The following is a 10,013-nucleotide window of genomic DNA, read 5'->3' as shown; positions in this document are numbered from 1 at the left end:
CGATCCGCGGACTTCATCAGGGCCAGCAGCCATGGGCGCTGCGCAAACAGGCCGAACACATGGATGCACCCGACCGGTAGGAATCACGGCTGAAAACCTCTTGCGCCACAGGCGCCGTCCACACATGAACCGCTGCATTTGCCGCTCTCGTCGTCGCGTTGGCTGGTGCGACACTTCGGCCCGGTTGTTGAGATACCGGCTCCGCCGGTGCTCCACCCCGGGCAGGATGTCGCGCTTCGCTGCGGCGTAGCTCTTCAGCTTGTCCGTGACGATCACACGCGGGACGTGTTGCAAGCCCTTCAGCAGCTTGCGGAAGAACCGCTTGGCGGCCTTGGCGCTTCGCCGGCTCTGCACGAGAATGTCGAGCACGTTGCCGTCCTGGTCGACCGCACGCCAGAGATAGTGCTGTTTGCCGCGGATGCGGACAAACACCTCGTCCAGGAACCACTTGTTGCCCGGCCTCGGCCGACGCCGCTTCAGAGCATTCGCGAACTGCCGGCCAAAGCGAAGGCCCCACTCGCGGATAGTCTCGTAGCTCACCACGACCCCTCGGGCGGCCAGGATCAGCTCGACATCCCGCATGCTCGATACCCTCAGCCGGGTAGCGGAAGCCGCGGTAGGGACTGGGCGGGGTCGTCATACAAGGCAGGCTGCCACCGCCCGACCAGACCGCCAACCTGACAACGCCGTCGCGGAGCTTCCTCTGTCTAGCAGCCAGCGTCGGATCAGATCCGGCTGGTAGTGTCTGCGAGGGTTCTCCTGCCGTGACCGTGCCCCCAGCCTTGTCCAGCTTGGGATGAAGGTGTTTTGGTGATCGGCCTCCTTGGACAGCGCTGCGCGGGATGGAAGTGTCAGGTGGCAGCAGGCTGGGCCTGTCTGGCAATGGCCCATACGAAACCCGCCAATTCGCGGGCAATGGCGGTAGTGACGACGTTGGGCGCTTTTCCCGCCCTGGCGAGCTTGCGGTAACGCCCGCACAGCCGTTCCTGCGCCTTCCAGGCGGTGTCGCGGATTGGCTTGGCCAAGGTTTCCTGACGCAGCAGTAGCTCTCGGCTAATCCGGGCCGGGAACCGATAGCTCCAGGCCGCCTCGATCAGCATGCGCCGGGCCGAGCCGTTCCCAGCCTTGGTGATCCCACCCTGGCGCCGGCATTGGCAAGTTGATGGACTGTGGTCGGAACAACCGGGCCGGGGCAGTCTGACGGGATGACCTCGGACCCCGCCACCTACCCTGGATACCGCTTCCCGGCAGAGATCATCAGCCACGCGGTCTGGCTCTACCATGTGTTCAGCCTGAGTCTGCGCGACGTGGAGTTGATCCTGGCGGAGCGGGGCATCACCGTCACCCACGAGAGCATCCGGAACTGGTGCCGCAAGTTCGGTTCGGAGTTCGCCCGCAAGCTGCGGCGCCGCCGACCGAAGCCGGGCGATATCTGGCACCTTGATGAGGTGTTTTTGCGTATAAACGGCGTGTTGCACTACCTCTGGCGAGCGGTGGACCAGCACGGCGTGGTGCTGGACATCCTCGTTCAGGACCGGCGGAACGGGAGTGCGGCCAAGCGGTTCTTCAAGCGCCTGCTCGCGGGCCTCAAGTACAAGCCGCGCCGGCTGGTCACTGACGGGTTGAAGAGCTACGGCGTGGCAAGGCGCGAACTCCTACCCGAGGTCCGGCATCGCAGCAGCCGTTACCTGAACAACCGGGCCGAGAACTCGCATCGGCCCACCCGACGGCGGGAGCGGCAGATGCAACGGTTCAAGTCGGCTGAACAGGCCCAGCGGTTTCTCTCAGCGCACAGCATGATCTATGGCCACTTCCGTCCACGCCGGCACCTGATGACGGCCGGCGAGTACCGGCGCGCCCGCACCAAGGCCTTTCGCAGCTGGCAGCAGGAGACGTGCGCCCAAGCGGCATCATGATCCTGCCGCACCCTCGATCATGCGGCCGAACTTGCCTTCTCGTCGAACAACTTGCCCCTATGAGGAGATCCGGCGTCGTCACGGCGCTGGTGCGCCCTTGCTGACGATCAGCCGTCATATGGGCCTCGCGCGCGGCACGGTACGGGCCTACGCCCAGTCCGAGAGCTTTCCCGAACGCGCCTTGCCACGGTCACGGCCGAGCATACTTGATCCACACCTCGCTTACCTTGACCAACGACGGGAGCAGGGCTGCGAGAACGCCCTCGCGCTTTGCGGGAGCTACAGGCGCGTGGCCTTCGCGGTACGCGGCGCCAGGTGGCACGATGGCTCCAGCCCCGGCGCACCGCAGCGTCGCCGTTCTGTTCCCGACAGCTATGCCACGGGACTCTTCCAGCCGGACTGTCGCCCGCGCAGATCCCGATAACCAGACTGCCCTCCGCTCAGTCCCTGGCCTGGATGACAATGAAAGAGACTGCGGCGCTATCGCCAGATGAGGCGGCGGCCATCGCCCATATCACGCAGGATAGAGATGCGGCCACCATGGTCGCACTGGTACGCCGGCTCGCCGATCTGGTCCGTGGCCGCTCCATCACTGCTAAGCAGCCGTGTCATGCGCCTGTCCGAACGTTCCGATGCTGGCTCCGAGAAGACCACGCCATAGCGGGTGAGCATAAAGCCGCCCGGAACTCGGTGTGCGCTGGCCCATTCCCAGTAGATCGCGTCTCAGTCCTCTCCCTCCCGTTCCACCCAGACTATGATGTCGTAGTCAGAGAGCACAACGGAGAACGCGGGCGTCGCGCCTTCGAAGGCGCAGACCAGGTAGCGGTCCATCTGCCGGGCGCGGCGGCTTGGAAAGGCTAGGCGCGGCCGCGAGAACCCACGACCGGTTGCGACGGGCGCTGGGGAGCCCGCGGTGCACGGCGCGGCTCACCGGCTGTCGTCAAGGACGGCGCGACAGGCGAGGAGGCGGCCTCGGTCGTCCACCGGACCGACCGAGCCGCTCCGGCGGTCCACCCGGCGGCCGAGCGCGGCGTGGAAGGCGGTCGCGCCGAGGACTTCCTCCCCCACCTGGCCCACCGGCGCGGTGTCGCCGTCGAGGCCGAGGCGGGCGAGCCGGAGCCCCTGCGGCGGAGCGTCAGCCGCGCGCAACGCCCCGAGCCAAGCGTCGATGAGTCCGAGACAGGGCGTCGGGACGGCGATCGTCGCGCCGCGAAGAATATCGAGATGCCGTGCCCGCAACTCGTCGGCGCCGGCCGGCGCGTCGGGCTCCCCGGGTTGCGCGGGCTCCCATCCGGCGGCCTCGGCCGGCGCGAGGGTGCGGACGCCCGAGAAGACGGAGCGGGGGCCGCCGGGGCACGATTGGGTGCGCGTCATCATCCGTCCGGGACGGCCACTCAGCTCGCTCACGCGCCCGCTCACGCCCGCCGCGGTGAGGAGGGCCCCGCGACAGTAACGGTCGTTGCCGTCATTGCGGAGGTAGACCCGGAGCGTCCCGAACTTCTCCTTGCACTGGACGACGCACGCGGACGGGCTGCGGGACTCCACCACCTCAGCGAGCGCCGCGATGATCGCGAACCATCCGTCCCCGTGCTCAAAGCCCCACGCGGCGAGGGCACTCTTCCCGGACCCGGCGTGCCGGAGCGCGAAGAGGTCGGGATGGCGCTCCTCGAAGAGCAGCCGGGTGAGGGCTTCCCTCACGTTCTCACGCCCCTGCCGGAGGACGGACGCGGGAGCGATAGTGCGCGTCAGTCATGACAAGTGTCCGGCTGGGCGGTAGCACGAAGCATTCGGCGACGCGCGCGATCCAGCCGTCCCGCGACAGCACGGGATCATGGAGGAGGAGGAAGCGCCCGTCCTCCGCCCGCCAGTTCACCCGGCCGCGCGGGTAGGCGCCGTAGTCCGGATCGAGGTGACCGCCGAGTTGCGGCCATGCGTCGACGTGACCCTCGTCGAGGGTACGGAAGCCGCCGATCTCCGGCACCGCCGCGAAAGGCCGGGAGAGGTCGCGCACACCCCAGGTTCCGCGCGGGTTTGGCGCGACCCAGAACAGGCCGAGCCGCGGTGTCGGCGCGCCCGGTCGTTCGGTCATGGGCGGGTCTGCAGCATCGTCGTCTCGTGCCACCAATCTCTCCCTCCTCTTGCCCGCGACGGGGTAGGAGCCTGCGTGGTCCAAAGTTCCCGAGCTCCGCCGCACAGCGTTCCTGATCGTCGCTCCCCCATATACCCCAATGCTGCGCCAGAAACGGTCGTAGCTAGTCCGCGGGGTGCTCGGCGCAGGGCTGACGTAGACGCCCGGCACGGCAATATGGAGGAGTGCCGAACCCGGCCCGGAGCTTCCGGCTCTCTGTCGTGATCCGAGGAGCGATGGGGCCGACCCCGTTATGCCAGGGGAGTCTCGACGCCACAGTTCATCCGCTCCATCATCGATATTCTGCGTGAGGCTGGGCGCGGCATGTACTTCGTCCACTCCTTCGACCGGGGCCGCGAGGCTGCACCGCGCGTGGTTCAGGGAGCAGGGGCTCCGCACGGTGCACGCCGTGCCTGACGGATGGATCGGCGGCGGCCCCGGCATCCTCGCCGCGTACACGGCGCGGTTCGAGACGACGGAGGGCGCGATCCCTCCACCGCCTCTCAGGTCGCGGCCGCCCGCGACGGGATGAGCTCGCGCTCCCGGAGGAAGGCAAGGCACGGCTCGACGACCGGATCCCACTGCCGGTCGAGGTGGCCGTAGCTCGGATGGTAGAGGAACAGGAGGTGCGTCCCGAGCGCGGGGGAGCGGTAGAGGACGTCCCGCGCCCCGGCGCGGGGCGCGCCCTCAACGGGCGCGGCGCCGGCGCCCTCGGCGGTCAGGGCGCCCAGCACCGCCTCGGGGGCCCAGCTCCCGTGGAACACGACGAGGTGCGGCCGGAGGAGTTGCAGCTCATGCGCGAGGTGGTGCGCGCAGTTCCGCCACATCTGCCACGTCGCGCGCGAACGCCGATCGTCCTGCGTGTCTGGGGTGCACTTTACAACATTCGGCTGCACGATGCGGTTGATGACGCATGCAGTTGCCGTGTCCTGTTGGCTGCCGCCCGTGCAGCGCGACCCGCAGTTCGCGCGGCAGTAGGTCGCGCCGTCGCCGAAGATCGCGATGGCCGTGCGGACCACGCCCTTGTAGTGCGGATTGAAATTCTTGCCGCCCTCTTGATAGACTGCATCCAGGCCGTCCCGGGTCGCCTCGTAGCCAGCGCACGACTTCTCACCGTGGTCCATTCCGACGACGACGAGGCGGAAGTCTGCCGGATCCTCCTCCGGCGCGTAGTGCTGGCCGACGTAGCTCATCTGGCATCCCGTCCCAGGCCCAAGCGTGCCGCCGACCGACCGGTTGCAGTCCTCGTAATGCTGGCAGGCGAACGCGTCGGGCGCGATGCGCGCCTCATCTCTCGCCCACGTCATCAGGGTTTGCATCAGCGCGTCACTCACGATTTCACTCCTCCGGCCAATGACGGGCACTGCATTTGATGGAGAAGCGCGAACCGCTCGCCGTCCACTCCCACGCAGGACCGTTCCCGGCGCTCCACCAGAGATGCAGGTTGGCCCTCTCTGCGACGTTGGACAATACGACCCGGACACGACAGGATCGGTCGTGCTGATCCGATAGGGGCTGGGGCAGGAAGCGACCGAATGCGCCATGAGAAGGCAGCGCTCGTCCTTGTCATCGCCCGCGAGCTGGCGGCGAGCGCGGAAGGCTTGACGCTCGACGAGATAGCCGGACTTGCCCGTGTCAACCGCCGCACGGCCGAGCGCCTGCGCGACGCTCTACGCAATCTCTTCCCAGCGATGGAGGAGGTCACCGACGGCCCACGCAAGCGCTTCCGCATTCCTGGGGGGCTCGACGGTTTCATGCAAGCCCCGACCGCGGACGAACTGGCCGAGCTCCGTGCCGCGGCTACCGCGTTGTCTGGGCAGGGCGGCGACGCCCGCGCTGCCCTCCTCCGCTCCCTCGCCGCGAAGGTCGAGGCTGCGGTGCGCGCCCCTCTCCGGCGCCGCCTCGCGCCCGACATTGAGGCCCTCGCCCTCGCCGAGGGCCACGCGATGCAGCCGGGGCCGCGCCCGTGGGTGGATGCAGACCTCCTCGCCCTGCTGCGCGACACGCTCAAAGGGGGTGCCGCGTGCCGGTTCCGATACGCGGCCGCTGGCGGGAGCGCCCGCGTCGTCACCGTCTCGCCCTGGGGTCTGCTCTATGGCCGTGCCTACTACCTCGTCGGGCCGGCCCGCGGTACGCCGGAGCCGGTCCTTTGGCGGCTGGACCGCATCTCGGATGCCCAGCCGGCCAGAGGCGCGGTGCGACCGTCGCCGGGGTGGAGCCTCGCCGCCTATGCCGCGAGGGCCTTCGGCGTCTTCCAGGAGAGGCCTATCCGGGTGGTGCTTCGCTTCCCCCGGCATGCCGCCGCGGAAGCCCGGCGCTTCCATTTCCACCCCACGCAGACGTTCGAGGCAGAGCCGGACGGCTCCCTCCTCGTCCGCTTCACGGCCGGCGGCCGGCGGGAAATGGCGTGGCACCTCTTCACCTGGGGTGAAGACGTCGAGATTGTCTCGCCCGCCTCGCTTCGCTCCTTTCTTGTCCGAGAGCTCGCGACAGCGTGCGACCACCATGAGGGACGCAGCGCCTGACACAGCGGTTCGCCGCTACATCCGCATCCCGCGCTTCCCAGCGTGCACCCGCGCAGCCATCCCGAGCCGCTTTGCACTCACTCTAAGCCCGCCGATCTGTACCAGAAACTGCGGAGAGCTCCGGTTGAATGCCCATCCACATCCTGACCGCTGCTGGGGCGGTGCTGGTTCCTCTAATCGTTTGGTGGGGAATCGCCACCTCGCGCGGGAATCAGCTGGTGAGAGCCGAGCAGACGAGCCAAGTTTGCGTGAAGCACGAGAAGGTGGCCCTAGCGGGCAATCGCATCCGAGAATACCTGCTGGATCACGAAAGCCGGCCCATCTGCTCCGTCATCAAAGGCGGGGGCTTCGGCAACTCGGGCATTTCCAGGGCGGGCAGGAGCGCGGCATCCCTGGGCACGAACTGGTCTTCGAACGAGTCCATCGATTTGTGGAGGTCTCATTGCCGCAGGAGGCGGTGCGGCATTCGAGCGTCGTGAAGTTCGGCCCGATCCAGGCACACTACGACAGGCAAGCGGCCGCACGGGGAGGACGTCGCGCGGCTCTGCACTGGACGCCAACACCTGGGGAGAACATCACCATCACCGCAATGATCGTCTCGCAGGTATTCGCCAAGGCGCTCGTCTTTGGCGCCATCGTCTGGCAGGCGCTGCAGGACAACACCGCCCCGCCCGAGCCCCCTTGAGCGCACCGGCCGGGCTCTGAGGAGCCTGGCGCGGCATTTGACCGCCGATTAGCCTGCCGTGAAGGGTGTCCACCTCCTCCCACGGCCGCTAAAGCGCGCTGACCGAGCCAGCGGCCCGCTAAACCGGGCCGCTGGCCGGTTGTGCTCAGACGAGGATGAAGTCGCTCGAGGTCAGGCCAATCACGTCCTGCACGACAGCCAGGATCTCGCCTGTGGCGGCGTAGCTGATGACTGTGTCATGGGCGCCAGAGCCGTAATAGTTGCCGGTCTGGTTGAGGGTAAGGCCGGCGAAGGTCAGCCCACCAGTCAGGGCGATTCGGTCCAAGCCGTCCTGGAAGTCGAGGATCCAATCGGCACCGGTGACGGTCGTGCCGCCGTCGCCCTTGGTGAAGATGAACCGATCGGCACCTTCCCCTCCCACGAGGATGTCCGCTCCAAAGCCGCCGCGTAGTTGGTCGGCTCCGTCGCCGCCGTCCAGATAGTCGTGGCCCCCGGAGAAGAAGCTTCCCTCACCGAGCGAGCTGATAGCCGCGTCACCGAACAGGCGGTCATTCCCGGCGTCACCATAGAGGGTGTCATTGCCGAAGATGATTTCACCCCAGTTGTATGCCGTTGCGGTGCCGCTGGCGTCGCCATAAAGGATGTCATCGCCGAGGCCGCCAAAGAGGCCATCGTCGCCGGCGACCACGCCCTGGTAGCTGTTAGAGGACATATCCTTTGCATCGCCGACAAGGGTGTCCTTTCCGTCGCCTCCCATGAGGGTGTCGTTCCCGCCGCCGACCAACCCGTCGGCGGTGGAAGTGAAAGCGCCCTGGGTGTCGCCGAACATCTGGTCGTTGCCCGCGGCGCCGTCGAGGTAATCAGAGCCGCCGCGGACCGAGCTGTCACGGGAAACCATGTCGCCGCCAGCATCGCCGATCAGTCGGTCATCGTCAGCGCCGCCGTACAGGGTGTCGTTCCCGCCACGAGTCCGGCCGTCCGAGGAATCCGCGTAGAACCGGCCCATTGTATCACCGTAGAGGGTGTCTTTGCCGGCATCGCCGTAGAGGGTATCGTCGCCGCCAGTGACATGGCCCTCCGCAGAGGCCTCGAAGGACCCTCCGGCGTCGCCGCTCAGCTTGTCGGCATCGGCGCCGCCGAAGATGAGGTCGTTGCCACCGACCACGAAGCTGTCGGAATCCCGCGAGTAGAAGCTGCCACCGGCATCCCCGAAGAGTGAATCGGCGCCGAGATCGCCGACAAGCAGATCGTTGCCGCCGAGGATGGAGGTGTAGGACGACATGGCATCGAAGTCGCGGCCGGCATCGCCATAGATGGTGTCGTTGCCGGCATTGCCGTAGAGGCTGTCAGCGCCACCCACGACACCGTTCTGGCCCTCGCCCCAATCGTCGTCGGCAACAGTGAAGAAGTCGGTGCCCGCATCCCCGTAGAGGTAGTCGTTGCCGTCCCCCCCCTCGATCTGATCGTTGCCGCCGGTGGTGATGCCGTCGCTGGACGAGGTCATGAAGGTGCCGGCATCGCCGTAGATTTTGTCCGCTTCGACCCCACCGAGCAGCTCGTCACTTCCGCCCGTGACGTAGCCTTCCGCGTTGGCGGTCATCCCGGCCATGGCGTCACCGTAAAGTGTATCCTTGCCTGCGCCGCCCTCGAGGTGGTCGTTGCCGCCATAGACCTCTGACGATCCTCCGGCGTTGATGCCGCTGCCCGCATCGCCGACCAGGGTGTCGTTTCCGTCACCCCCACTCAAGCGGTCGTGCCCGCCCGTCGCGAAGCCATCGTTGTAGGCGTAGATGTCCTTCACGGCATCGCCGTAGAGCTTGTCGCTACCTGTTCCGCCGTCCAGGATGTCGTTGCCACCGCGGGCACTCGCCTCACGCGAGACGATGGAGGTGCCGGCGTCACCGACGAGCGTGTCGTCGCCCGCGTTACCACTGATCACGTCGTTGCCGCCCTGGGCATATCCGTCCGAGGAGTCCGCGAACAGCTGACCAGCGACGTCGCCATAGACCTTGTCCTTGCCGTCGCCGCCGATCAGCGTGTCGTCGCCGCCGATGACACGCTCATCCGCAGCTGCATAGAAGTCGAGGACAGCATCGCCGTAGATGAGGTCGTCGCCGATGCCGCCGTCGATTGTGTCCCAACCGCCCTTGATCGTCTGGTCGCCGTAGGAATCGGCGATGAAGCTCCTGCCGGCATCGCCGACAAGATTGTCCTTGCCGTCGCCACCGTTGATGTAGTCGTCGCCGCCCATGATGATTTCGGCGGTCAGCGAGGTAAAACTCCCATCCACGTCGCCGAAGATCCGGTCGTCCCCTAGTCCGCCATACAGGCGGTCGTGGCCGCCATTCTGCTCGAGATTCCCAGCATACTCTCCGAGGATGGTGTCATTGCCGGCTAAGCCGTCGACCTCGTCGTTTTCCGCAGTCGCTTTGAGGGTGTCATTCTTGGTTGTCCCAGTGATCTTCGCCACGCATTCCTCCAAATTGGAATCCAAAATGGCGAGATTGGTGTCGATTCCGCCATCCTAGTTCATGAAATGTGGAACCGTGTGCGACGGCAATGAACCGAAGGTTGTACTCAGGAACAACAAGCCGTGTTCGCAACAACACTCAGGCGATGCACGATAATCCTGCATTACCGTGCCTGTGGTGGGCAGAGAGGCTAATTGCCATCGAAGGACCTGTCCTGGCACACTAAGCCCGGCCGGAGCGGCGGGCGCGGGGGCGCCTGTTCCACTGGCCGGAGAGGGCAGGGGGCGC

Annotated in this window: 8 protein-coding genes and 1 pseudogene; 3 read left to right on the top strand and 6 right to left on the bottom strand. The window is 66.8% G+C overall.

Features of this window, described 5'->3' with window-relative positions:
• Positions 1-597, bottom strand: a 597-nt coding sequence (locus tag ACO1BU_RS34470; RefSeq protein WP_424140430.1) for an IS6 family transposase, incomplete at its 3' end; no start/stop codon positions are given.
• 254 nt (positions 598-851) lie between these two features.
• Positions 852-1,151 (bottom strand): annotated as a pseudogene (locus tag ACO1BU_RS34465) (IS110 family transposase); the annotation flags it as partial.
• Positions 1,152-1,205: 54 nt separating this feature from the next.
• Between ACO1BU_RS34465 and ACO1BU_RS34460 the strand changes: the two are divergent.
• Positions 1,206-1,916, top strand: coding sequence for an IS6 family transposase (locus tag ACO1BU_RS34460; protein ID WP_424140429.1), 711 nt, complete (start codon positions 1,206-1,208; stop codon positions 1,914-1,916).
• 927 nt (positions 1,917-2,843) lie between these two features.
• Here ACO1BU_RS34460 and ACO1BU_RS34455 read toward each other — a convergent pair.
• From ACO1BU_RS34455 to ACO1BU_RS34445, 3 genes are all read right to left on the bottom strand, one after another.
• A complete protein-coding gene (locus ACO1BU_RS34455) occupies positions 2,844-3,614 on the bottom strand; it encodes a hypothetical protein (protein WP_424140428.1) in 771 nt (256 codons plus the stop codon).
• 4 nt (positions 3,615-3,618) lie between these two features.
• Positions 3,619-4,005, bottom strand: a complete 387-nt coding sequence (locus ACO1BU_RS34450; RefSeq protein WP_424140427.1) for a hypothetical protein — start codon at positions 4,003-4,005, stop codon at positions 3,619-3,621.
• A gap of 542 nt (positions 4,006-4,547) precedes the next feature.
• Positions 4,548-5,351: a uracil-DNA glycosylase family protein gene (locus tag ACO1BU_RS34445; RefSeq protein WP_424140426.1), complete on the bottom strand. Its 804-nt coding sequence runs from the start codon at positions 5,349-5,351 to the stop codon at positions 4,548-4,550.
• A 228-nt stretch (positions 5,352-5,579) separates the two neighbouring features.
• Here ACO1BU_RS34445 and ACO1BU_RS34440 point away from each other — a divergent pair, with 228 nt between their 5' ends.
• Together ACO1BU_RS34440 and ACO1BU_RS34435 are read left to right on the top strand one after the other, a co-directional pair.
• Positions 5,580-6,569 (top strand): helix-turn-helix transcriptional regulator, encoded by a 990-nt coding sequence (locus tag ACO1BU_RS34440; protein ID WP_424140425.1) that lies wholly within the window; start codon positions 5,580-5,582, stop codon positions 6,567-6,569.
• Between the two features lie 457 nt (positions 6,570-7,026).
• Positions 7,027-7,254, top strand: a complete 228-nt coding sequence (locus ACO1BU_RS34435) for a hypothetical protein (RefSeq protein ID WP_424140424.1) — start codon at positions 7,027-7,029, stop codon at positions 7,252-7,254.
• Between the two features lie 145 nt (positions 7,255-7,399).
• On the opposite strand, the gene ACO1BU_RS34430 is transcribed toward ACO1BU_RS34435, so the two are convergent.
• The gene (locus ACO1BU_RS34430) at positions 7,400-9,724 is read right to left on the bottom strand and encodes a beta strand repeat-containing protein (protein ID WP_424140423.1); all 2,325 of its coding nucleotides are present in this window, start codon (positions 9,722-9,724) and stop codon (positions 7,400-7,402) included.
• Between the last annotated feature and the right edge of the window lie 289 nt (positions 9,725-10,013).

The sequence above is a fragment of the Roseomonas chloroacetimidivorans genome (genome assembly GCF_049629625.1).
GTDB classification, from domain to species: Bacteria; Pseudomonadota; Alphaproteobacteria; order Acetobacterales; family Acetobacteraceae; genus Roseomonas; species Roseomonas chloroacetimidivorans.
Note: the sequence above shows the minus strand (reverse complement) of the source record. Positions and strands in the feature narration are given on the sequence as shown.